General features: G+C 38.8%; 21 protein-coding genes. 13 read left to right on the top strand and 8 right to left on the bottom strand.

What is annotated here, in order from left to right; translation table 11 throughout:
* Positions 1-48: 48 nt before the first annotated feature.
* Positions 49-1,398, bottom strand: coding sequence for a peptidylprolyl isomerase (locus tag B4Z47_RS20990; RefSeq protein WP_112374932.1), 1,350 nt, complete (start codon positions 1,396-1,398; stop codon positions 49-51).
* 480 nt (positions 1,399-1,878) lie between these two features.
* Here B4Z47_RS20990 and B4Z47_RS20985 point away from each other — a divergent pair, with 480 nt between their 5' ends.
* Positions 1,879-2,970, top strand: a complete 1,092-nt coding sequence (locus tag B4Z47_RS20985; protein ID WP_159333435.1) for a lactonase family protein — start codon at positions 1,879-1,881, stop codon at positions 2,968-2,970.
* Positions 2,971-3,028: 58 nt separating this feature from the next.
* Here B4Z47_RS20985 and mnhG read toward each other — a convergent pair whose 3' ends face one another.
* Genes mnhG through B4Z47_RS20950 form a run of 7 tightly spaced genes read right to left on the bottom strand, consistent with a single transcriptional unit; the run spans position 3,029 to position 8,771 of the window.
* Entirely contained in the window at positions 3,029-3,379 is a 351-nt protein-coding gene (gene mnhG / locus B4Z47_RS20980; protein WP_046671613.1) for a monovalent cation/H(+) antiporter subunit G, read from the bottom strand.
* The gene (locus B4Z47_RS20975) at positions 3,372-3,647 is read right to left on the bottom strand and encodes a monovalent cation/H+ antiporter complex subunit F (RefSeq protein WP_046671612.1); all 276 of its coding nucleotides are present in this window, start codon (positions 3,645-3,647) and stop codon (positions 3,372-3,374) included. Before B4Z47_RS20975 ends, mnhG begins: the two co-directional genes overlap by 8 nt.
* Entirely contained in the window at positions 3,644-4,102 is a 459-nt protein-coding gene (locus B4Z47_RS20970; protein WP_227550155.1) for a Na+/H+ antiporter subunit E, read from the bottom strand. The genes B4Z47_RS20975 and B4Z47_RS20970 overlap by 4 nt, the downstream gene beginning before the upstream one ends.
* Before the next feature lie 19 nt (positions 4,103-4,121).
* Positions 4,122-5,630 carry a proton-conducting transporter membrane subunit gene (locus B4Z47_RS20965; protein ID WP_112374930.1) on the bottom strand — a complete coding sequence of 503 codons (1,509 nt, stop codon included), beginning with the start codon at positions 5,628-5,630 and terminating at the stop codon, positions 4,122-4,124.
* Positions 5,627-5,983: a Na+/H+ antiporter subunit C gene (locus B4Z47_RS20960; RefSeq protein ID WP_046671609.1), complete on the bottom strand. Its 357-nt coding sequence runs from the start codon at positions 5,981-5,983 to the stop codon at positions 5,627-5,629. Before B4Z47_RS20960 ends, B4Z47_RS20965 begins: the two co-directional genes overlap by 4 nt.
* 2 nt (positions 5,984-5,985) lie before the next feature.
* On the bottom strand, positions 5,986-6,405 hold the full coding sequence (locus tag B4Z47_RS20955) for a Na+/H+ antiporter subunit B (protein ID WP_075994294.1): 420 nt from the start codon (positions 6,403-6,405) through the stop codon (positions 5,986-5,988).
* A gap of 56 nt (positions 6,406-6,461) precedes the next feature.
* Entirely contained in the window at positions 6,462-8,771 is a 2,310-nt protein-coding gene (locus B4Z47_RS20950; protein WP_115046557.1) for a putative monovalent cation/H+ antiporter subunit A, read from the bottom strand.
* Between the two features lie 363 nt (positions 8,772-9,134).
* Here B4Z47_RS20950 and B4Z47_RS20945 point away from each other — a divergent pair, with 363 nt between their 5' ends.
* From B4Z47_RS20945 to B4Z47_RS20890, 12 genes are all read left to right on the top strand, one after another.
* Positions 9,135-9,662, top strand: coding sequence for an RNA polymerase sigma-70 factor (locus B4Z47_RS20945; protein WP_115046558.1), 528 nt, complete (start codon positions 9,135-9,137; stop codon positions 9,660-9,662).
* A gap of 46 nt (positions 9,663-9,708) precedes the next feature.
* Positions 9,709-10,866 carry a FecR family protein gene (locus B4Z47_RS20940; RefSeq protein ID WP_115046559.1) on the top strand — a complete coding sequence of 386 codons (1,158 nt, stop codon included), beginning with the start codon at positions 9,709-9,711 and terminating at the stop codon, positions 10,864-10,866.
* A gap of 256 nt (positions 10,867-11,122) precedes the next feature.
* Positions 11,123-14,749, top strand: a complete 3,627-nt coding sequence (locus tag B4Z47_RS20935; RefSeq protein WP_167450445.1) for a SusC/RagA family TonB-linked outer membrane protein — start codon at positions 11,123-11,125, stop codon at positions 14,747-14,749.
* Positions 14,750-14,760: 11 nt separating this feature from the next.
* Positions 14,761-16,233 carry a RagB/SusD family nutrient uptake outer membrane protein gene (locus B4Z47_RS20930; RefSeq protein WP_115046561.1) on the top strand — a complete coding sequence of 491 codons (1,473 nt, stop codon included), beginning with the start codon at positions 14,761-14,763 and terminating at the stop codon, positions 16,231-16,233.
* Between the two features lie 4 nt (positions 16,234-16,237).
* A complete protein-coding gene (locus B4Z47_RS20925; RefSeq protein WP_147281986.1) occupies positions 16,238-17,608 on the top strand; it encodes a substrate import-associated zinc metallohydrolase lipoprotein in 1,371 nt (456 codons plus the stop codon).
* Between the two features lie 3 nt (positions 17,609-17,611).
* The gene (locus tag B4Z47_RS20920; protein WP_115046563.1) at positions 17,612-18,940 is read left to right on the top strand and encodes a DUF4302 domain-containing protein; all 1,329 of its coding nucleotides are present in this window, start codon (positions 17,612-17,614) and stop codon (positions 18,938-18,940) included.
* 147 nt (positions 18,941-19,087) lie between these two features.
* Positions 19,088-19,957, top strand: coding sequence for a hypothetical protein (locus B4Z47_RS20915; protein WP_115046564.1), 870 nt, complete (start codon positions 19,088-19,090; stop codon positions 19,955-19,957).
* Positions 19,958-19,975: 18 nt separating this feature from the next.
* Positions 19,976-20,416: a PH domain-containing protein gene (locus tag B4Z47_RS20910; RefSeq protein ID WP_115046565.1), complete on the top strand. Its 441-nt coding sequence runs from the start codon at positions 19,976-19,978 to the stop codon at positions 20,414-20,416.
* A 173-nt stretch (positions 20,417-20,589) separates the two neighbouring features.
* A complete protein-coding gene (locus B4Z47_RS20905) occupies positions 20,590-21,252 on the top strand; it encodes a hypothetical protein (protein ID WP_115046566.1) in 663 nt (220 codons plus the stop codon).
* Positions 21,253-21,922: 670 nt separating this feature from the next.
* Positions 21,923-22,354: a nuclear transport factor 2 family protein gene (locus tag B4Z47_RS20900; protein WP_115046567.1), complete on the top strand. Its 432-nt coding sequence runs from the start codon at positions 21,923-21,925 to the stop codon at positions 22,352-22,354.
* A gap of 219 nt (positions 22,355-22,573) precedes the next feature.
* Entirely contained in the window at positions 22,574-23,602 is a 1,029-nt protein-coding gene (locus B4Z47_RS20895; protein WP_115046568.1) for an energy transducer TonB, read from the top strand.
* Between the two features lie 170 nt (positions 23,603-23,772).
* Positions 23,773-24,771, top strand: coding sequence for an energy transducer TonB (locus tag B4Z47_RS20890; protein ID WP_115046569.1), 999 nt, complete (start codon positions 23,773-23,775; stop codon positions 24,769-24,771).
* Positions 24,772-24,796 lie beyond the last annotated feature (25 nt).

Below are 24,796 nucleotides of genomic sequence, written 5' to 3'. Positions count from 1 at the left end.
ATATATACTATTCAAGCCCTTTTTTTATAGGATAAGTGTATTGTACACTTATTGTTTTTTCCATTTTTTCAATCCTTCACTCTGACCGAAATCATCACTGATATTGATGTAGGTGGTCTTCAATTTATCATCGAACCATTTGCTCAGATTACGATTGGTTTTATCCTGAACGGCGGCTTCTTTGATCTTTGTGAAATCCTCGTCCAAGTTCGCTTTGTGCGGTGGTATACGTGTTTTCAGGTAATTGAAACGGTAACCAACATCGCCCATTTTGTCTGTAAATTGCTCTGGTTTGGAGTATTCTCCCGGTTTTAGCGGATCGATCGCTGTAAATACTGATTTCTCCAAGCCATCCATAGGAATTACGGTTGTGCGGCTTGAACCCTCTTGATTTAGGATCATACCACCATTGAATTTACTCTCCTCCGCATCAGAATAATTTGTAGCGGCATGATAGAAATCCATTTTTTTGTCAACGACCAATTTATAGATACTGTCCAATTTATTTTTTGTTCGTTCTAATGCTGCAGGGCCAGGATTGATCTTCATCAGGATATGGCGTGTGTGTACCTCTTCGCCACGTCTTTCCAGCACCTGAATAATATGAAAGCCATATTTGGATTCGACAATAGGTGATATTTCTCCCGGTTTTAATTTAAAAGCCATGGCAGAGAATTCTTTGACATAATTATCACGTGTACCAAAGCCTAAATCACCGCCATAGGGGGCAGATCCGGGATCTTGAGAGTATATACGAGCCATTGTACCAAAGTCGGAGCCATCTACAATCTGTTTGCGGATACCTTCAATCTTCTCGCGCTGTTCCTTTTTCTCTGCATCGGTCAATTTGGGCATCATGACAATTTCACCGATTTCTACCTCGGTATTGAAGTAAGGGAGACTGTCTTTATTCAAGCCCTCAAAATAACGCTTTACTTCCAATGGAGTTACATCTATTTTGGAAACGATGTTTTGTCTCATTTTCTGTGCTTTTAATTGCTCGAAAACACTAGGACGCATCTCTTCTTTGTATTGTAATAAGGAACGGTTGAGGAATTTTTCAAGGCGTTCTTGCCCTCCTGCCTGTTGTGACATGTGGCGCAGACGTGCATTGAGGTTGTCATCCACTTCGGTCTCGGTTACATCGATGGAGTCAATTACGGCTTGTTGTGATAATAATTTTTGGACAATTAACTGTTCCAATATACCATCTTTATAGTTTTCATCTGGTTTATTCCCTTGCGCCAACCATTGAGAATATTGCATATCCACGTCGGACTGTAAGATAATGCCCGATCCAACCGTTGCTACAACGCGATCAATAACTTGACGTTGCGCAAGACTGGCCTGAATTGATGCAAACAGCAATAAAAACAATATATAAATGTTTTTTTTCATCCGTATAAATTATTTATGATATTTATGAGTGATCTTCATTTATATAAATGAACTCGTTTCACTCGGTTATTTGTTCATCATTTGTTTTTTGTCACAAGCATTCACGCTGCCTTCGGCGGTATGCGTAGTATTTGTGTTCAATATATACTTTTTTGAACAACAGCACAAAATTATCAGATTATATGAATTATTCGTACTTTTATTTAACAATATTTTTGTATTCCCAATATTTTAAATGGGTGATTTTGGAATTGTTAAAATTGATGTGCTAAAATACGCATTTGCCTATTAGAAAGGACGGTTTTAACCAAATTTAACAAGTCTATTGACGATATTTACGCCTATAAAATGGCGGGGTTTTAGATCCTCACACTGCGGAATGAATGGGGAAATTTGAGTGGGATCTCGTATAATTTAGAAACAAACTTGATGTAACGGCTCATTCAACAAATGAGTAGCTACATTTATAAAATAATTTCAATGAAAAAAGCATTTGTTTATTTGATGACAATTTTACCTCTGGCTAGTTTTGCGCAACAGATTCCCATGTTTGTGGGAACATATACGAGTAAAACCGCGAGCAAGGGCATCTATATTTATAATTTTGATGTTAAAACTGGTGAAACAACCTTGTCGAGCACACAAGAAAGTAAAGATCCATCCTTTTTGGCGCGAAATAATAACTTTATTTATGCCGTTAATGAGGTTCCAAATCAAGAGGGGACTGTTTCTGCCTATTCTTTTAAGGACGGTCATTTAACTTTTCTAAACTCACTTCCATCTGGAGGGGAGTCGCCTTGTTTTGTTGAAGTACATCCGAAGGGTAGCTTGCTCGCTGTGGCAAATTATACAGGCGGCTCTGCAGCTTTGTTTGATTTAGAAAGTAATGGTGTGTTAAGCAAAAGAGCGCGTTTAATACAACACGAGGGTAAGGGGGTGGATCCCGTACGCCAAGAAAAGCCACATGTACATTCTACTTTTTTCTCCAATAAAGGGGATAAGTTGTACGTCCAAGATCTTGGTTTGGATGAGATTTCTATTTATCCGGTGAATAAAGAGGGAAATGTCTATAGTCTTGCTGATGAATCGGAAGATGTCTTTACTCCAGCTGGAGGAGGACCACGTCATATCGTGTTTGATAAGAAAGAGAAATTCCTATATGTCGTCCTGGAAATGACCGGTCAAATTGCATCGTATAAGAAAGATGGAGATGCATGGATGTATCAAAGTACTTTTGATATCAACCCCGAAGGTTTTAAAGGAAGTAACGGTGGAGCTGATATTAAGATCTCCGCTGATGGAAAATTTCTGTATGCGACCAACCGCGGCGATGCCAATACAATAGCTACTTTTTCGGTAGAGAAGGACGGCGAATTGAAGAAAATTTCTAATCTTTCAGTGAAAGGCAAAGGACCACGCAATTTCAACCTTTCTCCGGACGGGAAATATCTTTTGGTCGCAAATCAATATACCAATAACATTGTTTTGTTTAGCCGGGATGCCAAAACGGGTTTGTTGACAGATACTGGAAAAGAAATCGCTGTACCAGCTCCTGTTTGTATTATATTTTAATCCAGAAAGGACGTTCTAATAAGAAGAAGATTTTTAGGAATAACTGTATAGGCTTTTCTTAAAAATCTTCCTTTCGACAATCTAATTTACCTTCCTTTTCGAGATCATTTAAGGTGGTACCCTTCCATGTTTTCACACGCTGTATATAAGCTGCTCTGCCAATCATGTGTGCGGCAACCGGAGCCGTTAGGATCAGAAAAAATCCAATGGCTATAGCCTTGGTTGTTACGGATACATCCGGGAAGGTCATGGCCGCACAGATGAGTAAAAGTCCCACACCCAGCGTTGCTGCCTTTACCGTAACCGAAAGGCGTAAATAAAAATCGGGCATCCGCAAGATGCCAATAGACGCAAATAGTATGGCCAATGCCCCGATGGTACTGAGTATGGCTAAAGTAATATCAATCATCTTTGCTTTGTTTTTCTAAATAAAATGAAAACGCGATCGTGCCAAGAAATGCGATCAGTGCCAAGATCATGGCAATGTCTAAAAACACTTCCTGCGACGTTCGTATACTATACACGGTAATAATGCCGATCCCGATGGTGATAATGAGATCGAGGGCAATCACACGATCAAATATCTGAGGGCCTTTATACAGACGAATAAAAGCCAGTATGACTGAAATAGTCAGGATCGGAAGGATCACATAATCAAAGTAGCTATTTAAAGTCATCTTAAGAGTTCTAAAAGTCTTCGTTCAACATTATTTTTAAGGGTAGAAACAAACTGTTCTTTGCTTTTCATGTACATGACGTGAATAAAGAGCGTTTTTTTATCTTCACTTACGTCGAGGATAAGTGTGCCGGGTGTCAACGAAATAAAGGTTGAAAGCAGGTTTATTTCCAAATCGGTTTTTGCATCCATGGGGTATTTAACAATCGCCGGTTTGATAAAAAACTTGGGTGTTATCACGTCGTAGGCAACCTGCACATTGGCGACAATCATTTCCCACAGGAAAAAAAGAATAAAACTCAATGTTTTGGGTACCCGATAAAAGTAGCGTTGATCCACCTCATTTCTGTTCATCAACCAGAGGATACCAAATCCCAACATAAAGCCGAATAGGAAGTTGGTATAGTACATCGATCCCGTCAGTGCGACCCAGATAAAGGATAACATGAGGTTCATTAAAAACTGTTTAATCATATCATTTCTGCCCTCCTAATACAGCGTTTATGTAAGGTGATGTGTCCAATAATTGTGTAGCGATCTGATCTGCGACATGGATAATTGATTCGGCGTTGAGTCCGATATACAGGGACGCTGATGCCAAAATAACGACAGGAAGTATGAGCATTGTTCTTTTATAGCCGATCATGCCCGCAAATTTATCCTCAATGATTTCCGGATCGGGGGCATCTTTCCAGAATACCTGTGCCCACATTTTGGCGATGACAAACAAGGTGATAAAACTGCCAATGATCAGAGCTCCCGCGAAAGCATACTTCTCTAGGTGAAAGGCATCTTTGAATAGATAGATTTTAGGCCAAAAGCCCGAGAGCGGTGGGATGCCCACCAGTGAAAAAAGAACAATGGCAAAAAGCAATGAGATCTTTGGGTATTGCGCATAAAGTCCGCCCAGTTTATTCATATCCATGGTACCACGGAGTTGTCGTATAACACCGGCGATGAGGAATAAATTCGTTTTGACCATGATATCATGGATCAGATAGAAAACGGCGCCCAATAAAGCCCATTTGCTATACAAGCCTAATCCGCCAATCATAAAACCAATATGGCAAACGATCAAATAGGAAAATAACCTCCGGATATTGGATTTGATCAATGCACCAAAAGCGCCCGTCAGAATAGTCAATATAGCCAGTACGATAAGGAGTTCTTTGGTAAAATGATTGGGAATAAATAATAGGGAAAAGACTCTGAACAAGGCGTAAATCCCAACTTTGGTCAATAAGCCCCCAAATGTCGCTGCTACGGCCGAAGGCGGCGTATGGTAAGAAGAGGGTAACCAGAAATAGAGTGGGAAAACGGCGGATTTAATGCCAAAACCGATCAGGAAAAATGTTGCTGTAATTTCTACTAATGCCTGATTTTGTATTTTGGGGATACGCAGGGCTAAGTCGGCCATGTTTAAGGAACCTGAAATGCCATAAAGTATGCCTATTCCGGTTAGGAAAAATGTGGAGGCCAGGATATTCATGGCCATATATTTTACAGCTCCCTCCAATTGGGATTTTCTACCCCCTAAGGTCATCAGTACAAAAGAGGAAATAATAATGACTTCAAACCATACGTACAGGTTGAAGATGTCACCTGTCAGAAAGGCGCCGTTAAGTCCCATCATCAAAAAGTGAAAGATCGGGAAATAGCCGTAGAGGATGCGCTGGCGTCCCACACCGACACAGGAAAAGATGGAGACCGCCAGCCCTGCGATTGAAGTCAGGAGAACAAGGGTACTGCTGAATAGGTCGGCAACAAAGACAATCCCAAAAGGAGCTTTCCAATTGGCCGCATTCATGGTCAAAATACCACCGTCATAAACCTTGAAGAATAGTTTAAAGGCAAGAATAAGTGCGAGCAAACTTCCACCAACGCTCAGAAAACGTTGTGCAGTGGATTTGCGCCACAACATCAGTTGGACAATAGCGATAAATAAATGCACGATAATCGTGGCAATAATGTGGTTGTCTATCATATATCTTCTTCCTCAGGCGTGTTCAAATCATCCAGATCATCGGTACCCAGCAATGCATATACACGCTTGAGTAAAACGATGGCAAAGGAGGTCAGGCCAAAGCTGATCACGATGGCCGTTAAAATAAGGGCTTGCGGAATCGGGTCCGCATAAATATCGGTGAATACCTTCAAATCGGGTCCTATGATGGGTGGTTTACCCTTAATAATGTTTCCCAATAAGAAGATCAATATATTGGTACCATTGCCCAGTAACATAATACCCAGCAACAATTTCACCATGCTTCGACGCAGGATGAGGTATATTCCGGCAGCATAAAGGATGCCGATCAAGAGTACGAGTATCAGTTCCATTATTATTCTTCTTCTGTCGTTAAAGCAATTGTAAATAAAATCGTCAGGACAACGCCAATGACAACAAAGTACACACCAAGGTCAAAAAATAAGGCGGTTCCTATCATCCCGATGACGGGAATTTTCTCTTCCAGCCAAAGCCCGGTCATGACGGGATAACCAAAAAATGCAGGTAGGAACATACTGATGGCCGAAATTCCCAGTCCGATGGGGATGAGTGACAGGGGTTTGTATTGAATCAATTTCATGGTATTTTGAGGGCCAAAGGCAAAACTATGCAGGACAAAAGCAATCGAAGCAACCAGGCCGCCCACGAAACCTCCGCCTGGGTAATAATGCCCCCGGAGTAGAAGGAACACCGAGAAAAGTAAAAGTATTGGTAATAAATACCGCGTAGCGGTCTGTAATATTGTACTGTTCATTTGTTATTATTTAGCAATGAGTTGTCCGCTCATTTGTGCATCACCTTTATCTATCATTATTCTTTGTCAGAGGACTTTAAACGTAATTTTAATAAACTATATACCCCCAGTGCAGCGATACTCAATACCACAATTTCAAACATGGTGTCAAAACCTCTGAAATCGACAAGTATTACATTGACGACATTTTTTCCTTTAGCAAGCACATAGGCGTAATCGCCATAGAAATCACTGATATTTGTGGTTGTTGGTTCGTGCAGAACTCGAAGTGCGACCATGGAAAGCAAAATTCCAAAAACGATAGCGACAATGGCGTCACGAATGATGGTGCGCCGGTTGGCCAGGTTCAGGAAAGAAGGTAGTTTAAAGAGTACCAATACGAAGAGTACCACAGTAAGGGTATCGATGGTAAACTGTGTCATCGCTAGATCTGGAGCACTGTAAAACACGAAAATAAGACATATAGCATAACCTACAACACTGGTGGCTACTACGGCTGTTAAACGGGATGAGGTGCGGATGGTGAGTACAATGGCGCCGATCAAAATGCAGACTGTGGTGACTTCGTAGAAACTCACCGGAGATAAGGTTTCCCATTTAATATGGAGTGGCCCACCCAGGTATAGTTGGTAGGCGATGAGTAATTCGGCAAATAAGATAATTTTCAACAGATACGAACGCAAATAGCCGTTGTGCATTTTGCTGGTGAAAAAAGTAGAGAATAAAACAATTTCCTGAGCACATAATCGAATGATATATTCAGGCGAAATCTTATTGAAATTTGCAATCCAAGCCAATTTTTTAGCACTGGGTCTGTTTGCGAAATAAAGTAAGGTACCCGCGGCAATTGTAATAGCGCTTAATAGCAGGACTAAATTAAAGCCATGCCAGATTTTCAGTTGAAAAGTTTCCGGTTTTACAAGTATGCTTACCGCGGTTGGCCCTGCAATCCAGTCGCCGATAAGTCCAGGGATACAGCCAAAAGCAACACCGAGGACGGCTAAAAGTAAAGGCGGGATCCACATGGCCTTATAGGGTAGGTGGATTTCATGAAATTGCTCGGGCAACTTACCCATAAAAGGTTTGATGCCGGCCATAAATCCAGCAGAGACCAAGAGTATATTTGTTACTACTGCAGCGACGGTCAAATAGAGAAATAAATCGGGGGTGGCGTGTAGCGTTGCCTCATAAATCAGATCCTTTCCAATAAACCCAAATGTAAGTGGAATACCGGCACTGGAAAGTGCCGCTAGGAAACCTGCTATAGCGACAGGCATTAATACCTTACGTAGCCCCCGTAAGATGGTAAGATCCCGCGTTCCCGTTTCATGGTCTATAATCCCCGTAATCAAGAATAAGGCAGCTTTATACAAGGCATGTACGAGTATAAAGACACTTGCTGCGATAACGGCATCCTTGGTGCCTAATCCCAACAAGAATACTAAAATACCGAGGGCGGATATGGTCGAATAGGCGAGTACTCCCTTGAGGTCTGTTCTAAAAAGCGAATGGAATGCAGCATAAAGCATCGTGAAACCACCAATAGCCATGAGGGAATACGTCCAGATCGGGTTGCCCCCAAGAATTGGTGAAAAACGGGCCAAAAGATAGATTCCTGCCTTAACCATCGTTGCCGAGTGTAAGTAGGCCGACACTGGCGTTGGCGCCTTCATGGCACCGGGTAACCAAAAATGGAAAGGGAATTGTGCTGATTTCGTAATTGCTCCAAGTGTTATGAGGGCAAAGACCAGGGGAAATAGTGGATGTTGCTGAATGAGGGATACTTTGTCGATGAGTGCTGTAATATGGTAAGTACCCGCAATATTACCCAGCAAAATAAAACCTGCCAGTAGAAAAAAACCACCCAGACCAGTAATGGAAAATGCAGTTAATGCGCTTTTGCGCGAATCATTTTTGTCATTGTTAAATCCAATGAGAAAAAATGAGCTGATCGAGGTTAGTTCCCAAAAGATGAAGAGCAACAGCATATTGTCCGACAGGACTAGCCCCAGCATAGCCGACATAAAAAGGCAGAGGTAGCCAAAGAACCGGTCGATATACCGATGACCTTTGAGATAGGCATTCGCGTAGAAAAAGATACAAGCTCCAATCCCAGTGATCAATAAGGCGAAAAGTAGGGATAGTCCATCTAATTTAAAATCCAGATTGATGCCTAAGGAGGGCACCCAGGGTGTTGATTGCACGAAATAGGAGCTTTGACCAATAGGTACGATATATTGCGCAAAGTATAGAAATAGAAGTACCGGTAAGAATGCGAGAATAATACCCCATCTGGTTTTTAGGAACCGACCAAATGGAACAATAAGGCTCGATGTTATTAATCCTGACAGAACAGTAAATAGCATTTAGTCTTTGTTTTAATTTTTAACCTTCACTATTTCATCGTTGCCAATGCTTATATGGCGATGAAGGTTTTTTGAAAGTTTACAATATAATAAAAAAAAGCGAAAAAATGCTAGTTTTTGATCATTTTCCCGCTATATAAAGGATGAAAGAGGGGATTTTGTTTTGTCTGTCTGAAAAAAAACTAAACTGGTTTAGCAATTTAGAGAGCGATACATGCTGGTTTAAAATTATTATTTGTGATTAACAAAAAAAAAGAGCATTTTTACGATACAATTATTAAACATTCGTATTCGGATGTGTTTTTTATCCTAAATAACCTCATCTATACAATAATATAAGCTGAGTGTGGAAGCGACCTAACTATGCAGAAAGAAGAAGTATTGTTTAAGACGCACTATAATGGACTTTGCCATTTTGCATGGAAGATTGTTGGTGACCTTTCTGTTGCGGAGGATCTGGTACAAGACTCTTTTATTGCGTATTTCAAAAATACCGATCAAGTCAGCGATAATGATATTGCTATTAAGAATTACTTATACAGTTCTGTCCGTTTTGGCTGTTATAATCATATCCGTCATGAAAAAGTGCGGCAAAAGTATTGGAATGTCGTAGGTTTTACCGAAGAAGATAATACGGCGCTTGAATTGAATATGATTCACAGTGAGGTCATTCAGGAAATATATAAAATTATTGAGGAAATGCCTTTTGCCTGTCAACAAGTTTTTCGGCTGGGTTATCTCGAGGGGTTATCCAATCTTGAAATTACACGCGAGCTACAAATTAGTATCAATACCGTAAAAACACAGAAGCAACGTGGTATGAAAATGTTGCTCAAGCGTTTGAATCCCGAGTTTATTCCCCTTATTATATTTTTGTTAAAAAATATTTAAATTTTTGTCACCCTTTTCTTCGTCTTAGGTTTCTTTATGGTAGTTAATGAAAGAAAACACAAGACATATCGCTGATTTAATACAGAAATTCCTTTTTGGACAATTGACAGCTGAGGAACAAGTACAACTTGATGAATGGCTCAAGGCCAGTTCACAAAATAAACAACTTTTAGAATCCTTCCGAAATGCGGAAAATATAGCAGAAGATTTAGCTATTATTCGGCAATTAGACGCAAATCAAGCATGGGGCCGGTTGAAAAATAAAGAAGCTAACAGCAGGAGATTTTTCTGGAAATGGCCCTTAAGCATTGCAGCATCTATTGTATTTTTGTTAGGAGGTTTTCTATTATGGAAAGGTGATTTTGCCTCATTCTTTTCGGGCGATAAAAGTGTAGTAGTTGCAAAAAAGCAAGATATTGCTCCTGCAACAAGTGGTGCGGTATTAGTGCTAGCTGATGGTACCAAAGTTTCTTTAAATGGTGATTCTACGAAAACCCTGACTAAAAACAATAATCTGATTGGGAACAGCAATGAACTGATCGTTAAGCAAACAGATCAAGCGATCCCATTACAATATAACTCTTTGATTGTTCCAAAAGCAAGTTTCTATAAGATGACTTTGGCGGATGGGACTAAAGTATGGGTAAATGCGTTATCTCAATTGAAATTTCCGGCGCAGTTTTCAGCTAAGGAGCGTAGAGTTTTTTTGGAGGGAGAAGCCTATTTTGAAGTTGCCCCTAATGCAGCGCAACCATTTATTGTAGAATCCAGAGGAAATGAAATCAAGGTGTTGGGAACACATTTTAATATTAACGCCTACTCCGATCAGATTCGTACAACTTTAGCTGAAGGGAGGGTCGAGGTGCGGCAGAATAATCAGTTTGTCGAATTATTACCAGGTGAATTCGCTTCTTCTTTTAAGGATAATTTGGTCAAAGGGCGGGCAGATCTAGCCCATGATCTTGCTTGGCACAATAATGAATTTTATTTCAAAAAGGAAACGATAACGAACATAGCACATCAGTTATCGCGCTGGTATGATCTCGATGTTACCTTCCGAGGAGATGTGCAGCTGGATAAAGAGTATACCGGAAGTATCGAACGTGATGTAAAATTGTCACAGGTATTGGAGATGTTATCCTATGTCAGTAACCTAAAATTTGAAGTTGAAGGCAATAAATTGATTATTGCTACCAAAAGTTAAGGATTAACAATTTATAAAGCAGTAAATAGCACGCCTATGGTAAAATAATACATCAAAAGCAATGACCTAAAAAAAGAGAACAGGAATGTTGCAGCATCCCTGTTCAGAAAAAGATGCGATCATCAGGTCCTAAATCTAAAAATGAACAATTAAATCCCAATTAACCACAAAGTGTAAATGTATGAATAACTTACCACTTAGCAAAAGGTGGTCCTTGATCCCTCAAGACCCACGATTTTGCAAACCATTACGTATTATGAAAATTAGTACATGTCTTCTATTCGCATTTGTGACGGGTGTGCACGCTAAGAGCACGGCACAAAAAGTCACGTTGAATATGAAAAATGCACGTATTGAAGAAGCACTGTCTGCCATTTCCAAGCAGTCCCATCTACGTGTATTATATAGTGAAAACTTGAATACTAAGGCCCGGATTTCAGTGAACGTTAAAGATGCGTCTGTCGAGGAAGCATTGAATGCTGTCTTGAAAAGCAATAATATTGAATATAAAATTATTGCTAATACTATTTCGGTCAACAGTAATGCAAAGAATATCAGCATGACAGTCCCATTGGCTATACAGCAATCTGTTTCAGGTACGGTCACTGATAAAAACGGAAAGGGACTAAGCGGCGCTACTGTAACTGTAAAGGGAACTTCTATTTCGACCCAAACCGATGATTCAGGCCACTTTAGGATTAATGCCTCTTCATCTTCCGTTTTGGTCGTTCGGTATGTCGGGTTTGGAACCAGGGAAATTCCCATGGATGGTAAGTCGACCATAAATGTTGTGCTTACGGCAAATGACTTGAAATTGGAGGAGGTCAATGTGGTTGCAACCGGGTATCAGAATCTGGATCGTAAGTTTTTCACTGGAGCATCTACAAAAATTGATGCTAAGGAGGCTGAACGCGCAGGGGTGCCTGATGTATCACGCATGCTGGAAGGGCAGGCCGCTGGTGTCTCTGTTCAAAATGTGTCGGGTACTTTTGGTGCTGCACCTAAAATTCGGGTCCGGGGCGCAACCTCATTAACTGGAGATAATAAACCACTTTGGGTAATTGATGGTGTGATCTTAGATGAGGCGGTCAATATCTCCAATGAAGCACTATCAACTGGGGATGCTAACACCTTATTAGGATCCTCTGTAGCGGGGTTAAATCCAGACGACATTGAGTCAATTACTGTGTTAAAGGATGCCGCAGCTACCGCCATGTATGGTGCGGCTGCGATGAATGGTGTGGTCGTTGTAAATACAAAAAGAGGTAAAAATACAGAAGGACAAGTACACTTCAACTATTCCGGAAACTTTACAACCTATATAAAACCCAATTATAATCAATTCGATATCATGAACTCTGCTGAGCAGATGCAATTGGTTATTGATATGGAAAACAAAGGGTACTTAAATCATTCCCAGGTTTCGAGAGCCGGAACGGGGGGAGTATTCACCAAAATGTACAATCTCATGTACGAATATGACCCAAACACCGATTCTTTCAAACTCAGAAATGATGCCCCCTCTCGTTATAACTTCTTGCAACGTTATGCGAACGTCAATACAGATTGGTTTGATTTGTTGTTCAGGAACAGTTTTGTGCATGATCATTCGTTAAGTATGAGTACTGGAACGGCTAAGGCGCAGACCTATGCTTCAACGAGTTTTATGAATGACCCAGGTTATACACTCGGTAACCAGGCAAAGCGGTTTACGGCCAACATTCGTAATAACTATAAAATCAATGACAAACTTAGTACGGAATTTATTTTTCAGGGAAATATTCGCGATCAGCGTACACCAGGTACTTTAAATCGAAATTCTGATGCGGTATATGGTAGCTATTCGCGGGATTTTGATATTAATCCATATTCCTACGCATTAAATACCAGTCGTATTATTACACCATATGATGAAAATGGTGACCGCGAATATTTTACGCGAGATTATGCTCCATTTAATATCTTCAATGAACTTGATAATAATTATATCAAACTTAAATTAATGGATATTAAGGTGCAAGCGGGTATAACGTATAAAATTTTACCTTCTTTGACCTATTCTGCGACCGGAATGTATCGTTATTATAATTCCGAAAGGCAGCATATGATCACGGAGAATGCTAATCTTTCTAAGGCTTATCGTGCAAATCAAGATCAGACGGTAAATAGCGGCAATCGCTTCCTTTATGCTGATCCGGATTTTCCAAACACGGATAAATATGTCATTCTTCCCAACGGAGGATTCTTCAATGTCGCCAATAACAATATGATCAGTTATTATATGCGGCACAATCTGGAATTCAACAAAAAGTGGAATGATCATACCATGAATTTGTTTGGGACCTATGAACTTCAATATGCGGATAAACAGAGTCACGATTTTAATGGGCCAGGAATAGAATATGGTAATGGTAATCTAGTCCTGCCTGTGTATCGGTATTATAAGAAACAACTTGAATCTGGCGATGCACCATTTGCGATGAATTATACCTACGACCGTAAACTAGCTTATGCTTTGCGCGGTGCTTATAATTATAAGGATAAGTACTCATTTAACTTTACGACCCGTTATGACGGATCCAATAAAATGGGGCGTACTAATGTTGCTAGGTGGCTACCTACCTGGAATGTTTCCGCTGCCTGGGATATCGATCAGGAAAACTTCTTTAATAGAGAAAATAAGATCTTGTCACGCGCTAGATTACGGGGGACTTATGGCTTAGTTGCGAATATGGGAAATGCATCGAATTCCTCGGCTGTCTTCTATAATGCGATTACCTATCGACCTTATGATGGAGAAAAAGAAGGTAAGATCAGTATCAATGGTCTGGAAAATTCAGAGTTGACCTGGGAGAAAATGTACGAGCTTAATATTGGTACAGATTTAGGCTTCTTAAACGATCGCATTGATTTAAATTTTGACTATTATAGACGTAATATATTTGATTTAATAGGACCAATTCGGACGTCAGGGATTGGAGGACAATTTGAAAAATTAGCCAATTATGCTGATATGAAAGGACACGGTGTTGATATTCAGCTTGGTGGATATCCATTTAAAGATCCGAATGGCTTTACCTGGCGTACGCAGCTTACACTAGGTTTTAACAAAACAAAAATCACCAAGCTAAATGTAACCCGCAATATTTGGGATCTCATTTCAGGTGAAGGTGGAGCAATGATCGGCAGGCCGCATAGGGGGTTATATTCGTTGGATTTTGATAAGTTGGCCGCCAATGGAGGTTATCCAACCTATATAGGAACGGATGGTACTCCGGGTGAAACCTATTTTTGGTTCCAAGATAATCAAACGGAATTCTTAAAGTATGAGGGGCCAGTGGATCCTACACTTGCCGGAGGTTACTACAACCGCCTAGAATACAAAAATTTTAGCTTTTCCTTTTTGCTGAAATTTGGTTTGGGAAATATGGTCCGTTTACAGCCTAATTATTCACCGATTTACCTCGATATGTATAATGTATCCAGGGAACTGATCAATCGCTTTATTTATAAAGGAGATGAATATTTAACAGTAGTTCCATCTACGCTCGATGGACTAACAGCAGAATTTGACATTAAGAACGCTGCTGGGGATCGCACGGCATCTGTTTATTCCTATAACGCTTATAATTATTCATCTGAACGAGTTGCCAAAGGTGATTATCTCCGTTTATCGCAAATTTCCGTCGGCTATAATATTCCCAAATCCGTAGTCAGCAAAATTAAATTTAGGACTGCCCAAGTAAATTTAGTCGGCAATAACCTTTGGTTGATTTACGCTGATAAAAAACTAAATGGAGTAGATCCGGAGTTCTATAATAATGGGGGGGTAGCCTTACCTGTTCCTAAGCAAGTCACTCTGTCTGTAAAATTGGGATTCTAAACGATTAAATTATGAAACTTACAAATCTTAAATATCTATTCATTTCTTCCGCACTGCTACTCAGCAGTTGTAACAAATACCTGGATCAGCAACCGGATATGAGAGCTGAAATCAATACGGTTGATAAAGTCAAACGACTGATCACATCAGCCTATCCTTTTGGTAATTATCTTGCTATGGCCGAAACGTACTCGGATAATGTGGAAGACAAAGGCGTGGGTGGACTATACCAGCCGGTTCCTTCTCTATATCGTTGGCAAGATATCAACAATAGTGATACGGATAGTCCGAATAGTTACTGGAATAATTGTTACGAAGCGATCGCTGCAGCCAACCATGCTTTGGCAGCAATTGAAGCTAATAACTTTGGGAAAGAAATTGCTGCATTTAAAGGTGAAGCTTTGGTTGCAAGGGCATATGCACATTTTATGCTCGTCAATTTCTTTGCGAAAGTCTATGATTATAAAAAACCAGAGAACAATACTTCTCCTGGAATCCCTTATGTGATTGAACCAGAGACTGTGGTGATCAAACAATATGATCGTGGAACCGTAAAGTCTGTCTATGACAATATTCGGAAGGATTTGGAAGAGGGCTTAGCCCTATTGGATGGAAACCCTGCTGAATGGAATGTGCCTAAATACCATTTTACACCCGCAGCTGCGCATGCCTTTGCGACTCGATTCTATTTGTTTACAGGCGAATGGCAAAAAGTAGTTGACAATGCCAACAAAATTTTTGCAGGAGGAAATTTTGCGGGGAAATTGATACCCTATAATTCCACCTTTAAAAAAATGACTTTTGAGGAGGTACATTCAGTTTTTTCCAAAGCGGATCAGCCTTATAGCCTTTTGATCAACGAGACTTACAGTGGTTATCAACGCTGGTGGGATAATCGTTACGCTATGGGGATCAATGTGTTCCAGAATATTTATAATGGTACGACTGCTGCTGGAGCCAAGTTTTATAATTTTGGGGTTTCCTATGGTGCTCCACACTATACTACTTATATCTGGAAGGAATTTTGGTATGTAACAAACGCAACGGCAAACACAGGGTTTCCTATGCTTATGGTCCCGGTATTAATCACAGATGAGGCGCTGATGAATCGAGCCGAGGCTTATTTGGAATTGGGAAATAATGCAGCTGGTATTGCCGATATGAATTTGATGGCAAGCAACAGAATTGAAAATTATAACCCGACGAACCATGCTGTAACGGCTGCAAAGTCCCGGTTGTTTTTTGGGGTTCAAGATGATAAGGAAGCGCTTATTCAAACCGTGCTGCAATTTAAGCAGGTTGGTTTTATGTCGATGGGATTACGTTGGTTCGATATTATTCGTAAAGGGATAACAGTGAAACATCTTGTCATTGCCAATGATGAAAGCGAGTCTTATATCGAATTAAAACCTGAGGATCCGCGACGTGTTTTCCAGATCCCACAAGAAGCAAAATTGTCAGGTGTTGAACAAAATCCAAGGTAATTTTATGAAAACAATAACAAAAACATACATAATAGTCGGTCTGATCATCAGTTTATATTCTTGCGTAAAAGAGGAAAAGCTCAATACAAAAATTGAAAATTATGACACCTTTGTTCCAGGAGCTATTGACGAATGGATTACAAAGAATCTGACTGACCCCTATAATATTGAAGTCGTATATAGGTATCAACGCAATATGCATGATATCAATAAAAACATAGCTCCAGCAGATGAGTCCAAAGTCATTCCCCAAATGGATGTGGTAATTAATGGATTTTTGGATGTCTATAAAAAAATCGGCGGAGTGCCCTTTATAAAAACATATACACCCAAACAGTTTGCTTTATTTGGATCAGGAGACTACGATGTAGATGGCTCTGTGAAAGGAGGAACTGCGGATGGAGGTCGACGCATTACCTTGTATGGAATTAATAATTTCGATGCGGTAAATCCAAATTCCATAAGTGGAAATCTTCAAGTCATCCATCACGAATTTACGCATATCCTTAATCAGATGAGATTTATTCCCGCTGAGTTCGGAAAAGTTTGTGCAGGCGATTATTACTCGAATTGGACCGCCCAAGAGAATGATCAGGCAAAAGCTAGATCATTGGGGTTTATCACTCCTTATTCAAGAAAGTCTATCGGTGAAGATTTTGCGGAAGTCTTATCACATTTAATCGTCGCAGGTCAATTATATTATGATGATTTTGCTTACGATAGCGGAAGAGAGGCCTATCCCAAGTTTAAACAGAAGGAATCGATTGTACGAGATTACATGATGCAAAATTTTAATATTGATGTAACGCAGTTACAAATTGAATTTCAACGCGTCATGACCGAAAAGTATAATTCAACTCGTTATTCTGCTGCAACCGCACTTAGTAGCGATTATTTTGGTTCTTTAGACTGGGATATAAGGAACACCTGGGGATTAGAGAACACGATTTCTAACAAGCAAAGGTCTTTATTTATGGCTATTTTGGATGAGCTTGGCGGATGGACCACCAAATCAATGACATTCCAGTTTGTCTCCGCTACAAAGGCAACATTAAACATTGGGTTTGGCGATAATAATGTAACCTACACGGCATCCTATGACTTTGATATCACAAAAAATGCAGACAATACATTTAAAATTGCTAAGTCGGCTACCCAAGGGACAGGTAATAATTATGGTAACGGAAATATAGATTGGGTATTAAAGGATACTAAGCCGTTAATCGATTATCTAGGTAGTACCAGTTTCTCCAGTGGATGGAAACAGGTTGATTTAACGGTTAATCCAAGTGATTATCTGCAATTTTTGATTTTTAAGGATACAAAAGATCCGAATGCAACATTCATAGGCAAAGTAAATTTGAGGAAGTATTAGATTATGAAAAAGATATTTTATTTAATGTTTTTGGTCCTATTGGCTTTCAGTTGTAGTAAACCAAAAGAAATGGATCCCATATTCGGTAATCCCGACGAAAGGATATCCGATACGTTGTTATACGTCAAGAAGACATTAGTAGATGCTCCATACGGCTGGAAAGCTTATACAACGACGGAAATATCTAAAGGTGGATATGGCTTTTATATGCAGTTTGATAAAAATGATCGGTTGAGGATGATTGCAGATCTAAACAAAACGACTGCTTCCGAAGCAAAAGAATCTACTTATCGGATACGCCAGATTATGTATGCTACCTTGTCATTTGACACCTATAACTACATTACTATGTTACAGGATCCAGACCCCAGTGTTTATGGAGGTCTTCCGGGAAGGGGACATGGGAGCGACAACGAGTACGATTATGTTAAAACACATGGTGATACTTTGTTTTTCCAAGGACGGAAATTTATAAAACCGCTTGTATTGGTCAAGGCGACGGCGGAAGAACAGACGGCCTATTTAAGCAAAAAACTTTTGGCTAGTATAAATGATGTAGACGCTTATTTTGAAAATGGAATAAACATTGTCATGCTGAATAAAGCTAACTGTGAATTTACACTGAATACATCAGCAAAACAAGTTAATCTAATGGCAATGATCGATGGTAAAGTGGAGAGTGTACAGATTCCATATTTTTACAATTTGGATAAAAATATGACTCTGCTCAGCGATTCAACCTTTGATGGCGAGAAATTTTCAAAGATTACAGAAAAGAATGGTGTTTATACACTGCATGCCTTATCGGGAAAAACGTTTGCTATCAAAAAATCGAACGACTATTTATTACCGCCACAGTATAAATTGGGAACAGCAATTACGGATATGTTCCAGCCAGGTGTTTACAGCTATGCGAGCTATCTACCTTTAAAAACTTGGTCTGCAAGTTATGTGGTGGATTGGAATGAGTATGTGCGGTTATCGAAAACAAGTGGATATAATCTCACCGTAGGAGATTCTTTCTACAATTTTAATGATGCAAAGAAAGTCATTACCATGGATGGTTATATTTATCAGGGGAATACAAGGTTTATTGGAGGGTATTTAATGAATTACTCCATTGATCTTGAAAAAGGCACGATACGTTTTCTTTCCATCAAGAATACAACTAATAATGGGGGGATTATGGTGCCTTACATGAATGCTACATTCTTTAAGAAAATGATAAATCATGATTTTAAACTTTCATTCATAACAGATAAAGATTTTGGGTCGGGAATACAGTTTACAAGTGTAGAGGATCCAAATTATTATTTCTCTTTCGCTTACTAAAGTAAGATGTTGATTTTTTAATAAATATGCCCTACGATATCCAAAAAAGGTATCGTGGGGTATTATATTAAATTGTTCGGACGTTTCTTGCTATTGTGCTATTACTTTTCTTTTATGTCTTAAGAAAGAAGCCGTCTTAATTGTATTATGGTCTATTATAATAGTGAAATATATTTATTTGCAGCAGAAAATGCACGCCTTTTAGAGAACAATAAAATAAAACTGTTATTTAGTGTTATTTTATTTCTTTTAGTTGGCTGCGGTACACCAGATCAAATTCATCTACGTGGGAATATTCCGATAAAAAATCCTTTTTATATCGATGTATACAATATGCGTACGGGAATTAAGGTTATGTCTGATACAATTTGTTCTAACAATATCAATTATGAGGTAGGCATATTACCAAAGGGCATTTATCAACTCACTGTTTCATGGGATAGAGATATTTTGAAAGCCCAAGAAATCGAACGATTTGCCCGTCAACCTGAACTCGGTACACCAAAATATTATATGTCAACCACATTTTGGCTGGATGCCAATGAGTCTGATAATTATAAACTGTTACTGGACAGTACCTATCAACAAGCAGAACTAGAAGAACTTTTGTTAGCGAAGAATAGAGGCGAATCAATAAAAATGGCGGTCGTATCCGATGGAAAAAACAATAAGGTCTACAATGAATACTTAGCCTTAGTGGATCAATATAGGACCGAAAATCGACATCTAAATGACAGCCTTCAGCAAGTAGCAATGCATTACAATGATCTTAAATTATTCGAGGGCTCAGAGCGATTAAGCGCACTCTTAGCAAAAGATTGGTTGCCAAATATTAAAACAGCACTGTTACGTGAAGAAATAAATTTTATGAAAGATAATATAGATAGCGAGGTCATTTCCCATATCTATCATATTCAGGTTAATACGAAAGAAGATTTCGAACAATATCGTGAAGTCTATAATTTGTTCCCGCTTTCAGTTAAGCAAAATTTTACCGTTTGGAATAAAAGTAACTGACCTATCAAACTATTGATTATGAAAGAATTTTTTAATACCCACATACCCTTCGGTAGTTATATTTGGGGGACTGGGATGATTATATTTATTGCCATGGTATCATATGGTGACTTGGAGCAAGGACTTTACACAGGGGCACTTTTATTATTCGCGGTATTTGCATTAACCTGGTATTTCACTTTCTTCTATAAACGTTATTGGATTGAAGATAACAAACTGTTTATAAAAAGTATTTGCGGAACAGAATCTGTTGATGTCAACTCCATTCGTAAAGTAGAGACGGATAAGGTATTTTGGTTTGGATCGATGAGGTTCACAGTTTTAAGGCCCTACAGAAGGGGAATGATCCTGCATTATAATGTGATTGATGATATATTCGTTGATCCAGAAAATCCGACTGAGTTTATTGATAAATTAAAACAAATTGCACCTAGCATCAATGTTATCGAAGCAAAATAGTATGTTTCCTCAATAAAGTTTCGTCAATACGAATTGGTTTCTCGTTGCTTTGGGTGAAGGTTTTTGTAAATCTCTTTTCTGATGTAATAAATCTGTTGATTCAGTTGTCATAATTAAAGGATATAGGCCTTACCTTAATTAGTTTAATTGAAATAAACCAAAGTGTAAATTTTATGAAGTATTTTTTTAGTGCCCTTTTATTTGTTTTTGCATTTCCGTTATTCGCGCAACAAAAAAACAATCAAACTAAACATCTGCCATTTGAGACGATCTATTTCGCTGGTGTTCAATTTAATAACGCTAGCAATCTGAATAGGATTCTGAAAGATTATGATTCCGGAAAGGTGCCTGGATTTGGGTGGAATGCTGGGGCTGGACTTGCATACAGGATCAAACAAACCCTTATTGGCGTGAATTTTAGCTTGTCGACAAGCAGTAAAAACGACAATACAATGAATACAGGCGATTTTACGCTATATGTATCTACCAATGCGATACGTACAGGCGGATTGATCTTTAGCCCGCAGCTGGGAGTCGGTACGCAGTCTACTACCTTTACCATTCAAAAGAAAAATCTGAATGGGGAATTTGGAGATTTTTTGACAACACAGTCCAACCAAACAAAAATGAAACATGATGCTGCTATTGTCGATCTAAGTGTTACGTTGAAAACATCCAATTCCGAACGAACTAGCTTTCGCCCAGAATGTAGAATCGGTTATAAATCTTCGATTACACATAATGATTGGAAAGTAGTGAATGCTGCCGTTTCAAATGTTCCGAAGGACAGACTGGGACATTTCTATATACAATTAGCTTGGGGTATTGGACGATAGAACCATTATCATACCACGTAAATTAGGTAATAGTTATGTTTTTGTGAATATTTAAGTTTTCCACAAGATGTTAATAACGATGTGGAAAACGTTTTGCTCTATCCATAATATCGCAATTTGTAGTCAAACCTCATTGAGCTAGAAAATTAAAGTGGAGTGACTTTCAGGGTTTATATAATTTTTGTATTTTTAACTATACTGGATTAAGACCTTAAAAATGAAAATCAGATCTGTACTTGTTTTAATATTGGCCTTTGTCGTATGTTTTTTAATTGCAGCGTCGGTTTACTTTTTTTTGGATGACAAATCTTCCGTTCGAGATTCCATATTTGTAGGTTTTATATCAAGCAGCATCGTGATTACTTTATCCGCAAACTCCAATAAAGGTGCAAGACGTATATAGCTATACTTTTTCGATACAAACGTCATATCGATTTATGACAAATTCCTGCCTATAACTTTGTTTCTCTTATCGGAGTGGGCCATCATTTACCGCTCCTTTACCTCCATTTACCGACTTTTTTATTCTGTTGATCTAAATGTAATAAAATGGGATGCTGCGTTGTCTTACTTTTGAATCAGAATCTTAAAGGAAATGATGCAACAAAATCAATATCCTTGCGACAATAAGAAAAGAGATAAAAAACTAACAATATAAAGTATAGCAATTATGAAAACTTTAGTAAAGACATTCGCAGCAGCAGCATTGATTACACTATCAACTTTCGCAATGGCAGCAGCTGACCCTGGTAAAGCATTGAACCTTTCCACAGCCGATTTGGCTATCGATAGCTACGTGTCAGTAATGACAGAAGGTGCATCTCAGGGCGTAGAAAAATTGTTTGCATCCGAATTCAATCAAAAAGTCCAGGGGAAAGCTGCACGTACCAATAGCCGTTCGGAAGTCATTTCCTTCCTGAAAAAGCAAAAAGGTGAAAAATTGAACTGCAGTACAAGTACTGAGGTACTTGAGGAATCTGAAAACTATATGGTAGCGCGTATCACCATGAAGTTTGACGATTTCACGAAAACAGATCTAGTGACATTAATCAATGAATCGGGAACCTGGAAGGTTACAAGCTCCGTAAACTCCTATAAATAGAAACTGTTTAATTAAATTCATATGTTTATTTTAGCCACGTCGGGATGATGTGGCTTTTTTGTGTTTAATGCTTTTTTATGCTGGTTAATCTTAATGTGCTTTAAAACTTATCAACATCGTTATTAACATTGTGTGGAAAACTGTTTATGGGTCAGTGTTGAAAAGACCATCAAATGAATTGTGTAAATTGCCTCCTACATTTATTATACTGCGCATTTTATGAAATATTATTTAAATCAATTGTCAAAATTCGCTTGCCTCATTGTACTAATGATTTCTTGCCTGCAGACTACTGTAGCTCAAGATATCGACACAACATTTCATAAAAAAGATGGGGAAGAGATAACAGCGAAAGACCCCGCTTATTTTAAACGTATCATTCGTCCTGTAAGCGAACAAAACAAAAAATATTATGTAGTCGAAGAGTACTATATCAATAGCAACACGATTAAGTTAAAAGGAACCAGCAAAGACGCTGGTTTTCCATTTAGATTTCAGGGTCAGAAATCTCAGTTTAGCTTTCAAGGTCAGAAATCACAGTTTTACGAAAATGGAGTGTTAAGGAGCCTGGAAAATTTCAGTGAAAAGAGTGAACTGATAGATTCTGCATACTATTGGTACCCAAGCGGTAAGCCTGAATTGACGGTGTTTTACCCAAGCTCATTAAATAAAAGAGGCGATCGGATGGCCGAAGATCCTATTTATGTGGCTTATTTTGACTCTTTAGAGAATAAAACCTTGTCGGATGGAAATGGTTTAATTCGTTTACGCGAAGGCGGTGACGATGATGTTGAAGAAGGGAGGATGGTCAATAATTTGCGTGATGGAGAGTGGAAAGGACGGGCAGATAATGAAACTTTTGTCGAAACATATAAAAAAGGAAAATTATTAAAGGGTAGTAAAATCAAAGAAAATGGGGAGCTCATAAACTATGATGCGAAAACTTATTTTGTGCAACCGGAATACCCTGGAGGTATATATAAGTTATTGACTTTTATTGCCAAAAATTACGAATATCCCAAAGAAGCCGTCAAAAATGGGGTAAATGGTTTAGTAGAAATAGATTTTGTGGTCGATAGGGATGGTCACATCGAAGATATAAAAGTAAAGAGTGATTTAGGATTTAATACTGGTGAAGCTGGTATCCGAGTTGTAAAAATGCTTAAAAAATGGAAACCGGGTATTCGGAGAGGTGAGCCCGTAAGAGTGGGTTATACCTTGCCCATACGGCTAAATCTTGCGCGTTGATGATGATGACCGTAGCTTTTTATGTTATCCACAATGTTATTAACATAATGTGGATAACATAAAAGAAGTATTTTGCAATCCCCTTGCGATAAAATTAAACATTATTTAACCTATTAATTTTTTAATTAATCTCGATATTTCTTATTATTACCGTTGCATTAACAATTATTATGAAGTATTATTTAGACTTTTCGACGAAACTTATTTGTTTTTTTCTATTGAACCTGTGCGGATTGAGCCTTTCGGCACAAGTTACTTTTACCACTTATCATAAGAAAAATGGGGAGGAGACGAAGAAGCAAGACTCGGCTTATTTTTTAAGAGCAATTCAGATCGATGCGGCGGGAAAGGATAAAGTGTATCGAATAGCGGAGTATTATCTACGCAATGACTCGCTAAAGTTAAATGCGATAAGTAAGAGCGGGAACGCACCTTTCAATTTTCTAGGTAAAAAATATGAATTCTATGAAAATGGCACACTCAAAAGTCTTGAGAACTTTAACGATGAGAGTAAATTGATCGATTCGGCATTTTATCTATACCCCAACAATAGGTTGAAAATGGTCGTATTTTATCCAAGCGAACTTAAGAAGAAAAAAGTGCTGGTGATGAAGCCGATCTATGTGGTGTATTATGACTCTTTAAACAATAAAAAGTTAGAAAATGGAAATGGTATTATTCGTTTTAGTATAGATGAAAAGGAAGAAACTGAAGAAGGTCAGCTGGTCAATAATATGCGTGAAGGGGAGTGGCGAGGAAAGAGCGGTCGTGATTCCTTTGTAGAGTATTATAATGCAGATAAATTACTGTCAGGCACCAAAACAAAAGAAAATGGTGTCGTCATTCCATATGATTCTACGACCTATAAAACGCAACCCGAATATCCTGGAGGCACCAAGGAAATGTTGTATTTTGTGGCAAGAAATTATGAATATCCAAAACAAGCCATGATGAACGGTGTAAGTGGTACTGTAGAAATAGCGTTCATTATAAATCAACACGGCCGAATAGAAGATTTGAAAGTAAAGAACGATTTGGGTTTCGGTACAGGGGCGGCTGGTATACAGGTCGTAAAAAAGCTTAGAGAATGGAAACCCGGTATCCTCCGTGGTGAACCTGTGCGGGTTGGCTATACATTGCCTATAAGGTTAAATTTGAGTGGGATATAATCAAAAGTATCTAAAAAAATAACAG

Origin of the sequence: Sphingobacterium sp. UBA2610 (genome assembly GCF_002339225.1) — a bacterium.
GTDB lineage: Bacteria > Bacteroidota > Bacteroidia > Sphingobacteriales > Sphingobacteriaceae > Sphingobacterium > Sphingobacterium multivorum.
The sequence above is the reverse complement of the archived record's forward strand: the minus strand, read 5'-3'. Positions and strand labels throughout refer to the sequence as shown.

Coding starts and splice junctions, on each gene's coding strand:
- B4Z47_RS20905 (WP_115046566.1), top strand. CDS start 20,590: ATGAAGTATTTTTTTAGTGCCCTTTTATTTGTTTTTGCATTTCCGTTA.
- B4Z47_RS20940 (WP_115046559.1), top strand. CDS start 9,709: ATGAAAGAAAACACAAGACATATCGCTGATTTAATACAGAAATTCCTT.
- B4Z47_RS20965 (WP_112374930.1), bottom strand. CDS start 5,630: ATGATAGACAACCACATTATTGCCACGATTATCGTGCATTTATTTATC.
- B4Z47_RS20900 (WP_115046567.1), top strand. CDS start 21,923: ATGAAAACTTTAGTAAAGACATTCGCAGCAGCAGCATTGATTACACTA.
- B4Z47_RS20975 (WP_046671612.1), bottom strand. CDS start 3,647: ATGACTTTAAATAGCTACTTTGATTATGTGATCCTTCCGATCCTGACT.
- B4Z47_RS20890 (WP_115046569.1), top strand. CDS start 23,773: ATGAAGTATTATTTAGACTTTTCGACGAAACTTATTTGTTTTTTTCTA.
- B4Z47_RS20925 (WP_147281986.1), top strand. CDS start 16,238: ATGAAAACAATAACAAAAACATACATAATAGTCGGTCTGATCATCAGT.
- B4Z47_RS20935 (WP_167450445.1), top strand. CDS start 11,123: ATGAAAATTAGTACATGTCTTCTATTCGCATTTGTGACGGGTGTGCAC.
- B4Z47_RS20910 (WP_115046565.1), top strand. CDS start 19,976: ATGAAAGAATTTTTTAATACCCACATACCCTTCGGTAGTTATATTTGG.
- B4Z47_RS20895 (WP_115046568.1), top strand. CDS start 22,574: ATGAAATATTATTTAAATCAATTGTCAAAATTCGCTTGCCTCATTGTA.
- B4Z47_RS20930 (WP_115046561.1), top strand. CDS start 14,761: ATGAAACTTACAAATCTTAAATATCTATTCATTTCTTCCGCACTGCTA.
- B4Z47_RS20985 (WP_159333435.1), top strand. CDS start 1,879: ATGAAAAAAGCATTTGTTTATTTGATGACAATTTTACCTCTGGCTAGT.
- B4Z47_RS20960 (WP_046671609.1), bottom strand. CDS start 5,983: ATGGAACTGATACTCGTACTCTTGATCGGCATCCTTTATGCTGCCGGA.
- B4Z47_RS20950 (WP_115046557.1), bottom strand. CDS start 8,771: ATGCTATTTACTGTTCTGTCAGGATTAATAACATCGAGCCTTATTGTT.
- B4Z47_RS20945 (WP_115046558.1), top strand. CDS start 9,135: ATGCAGAAAGAAGAAGTATTGTTTAAGACGCACTATAATGGACTTTGC.
- B4Z47_RS20915 (WP_115046564.1), top strand. CDS start 19,088: ATGGTCTATTATAATAGTGAAATATATTTATTTGCAGCAGAAAATGCA.
- B4Z47_RS20970 (WP_227550155.1), bottom strand. CDS start 4,102: ATGAACCTCATGTTATCCTTTATCTGGGTCGCACTGACGGGATCGATG.
- mnhG (WP_046671613.1), bottom strand. CDS start 3,379: ATGATTGATATTACTTTAGCCATACTCAGTACCATCGGGGCATTGGCC.
- B4Z47_RS20920 (WP_115046563.1), top strand. CDS start 17,612: ATGAAAAAGATATTTTATTTAATGTTTTTGGTCCTATTGGCTTTCAGT.
- B4Z47_RS20990 (WP_112374932.1), bottom strand. CDS start 1,398: ATGAAAAAAAACATTTATATATTGTTTTTATTGCTGTTTGCATCAATT.
- B4Z47_RS20955 (WP_075994294.1), bottom strand. CDS start 6,405: ATGAACAGTACAATATTACAGACCGCTACGCGGTATTTATTACCAATA.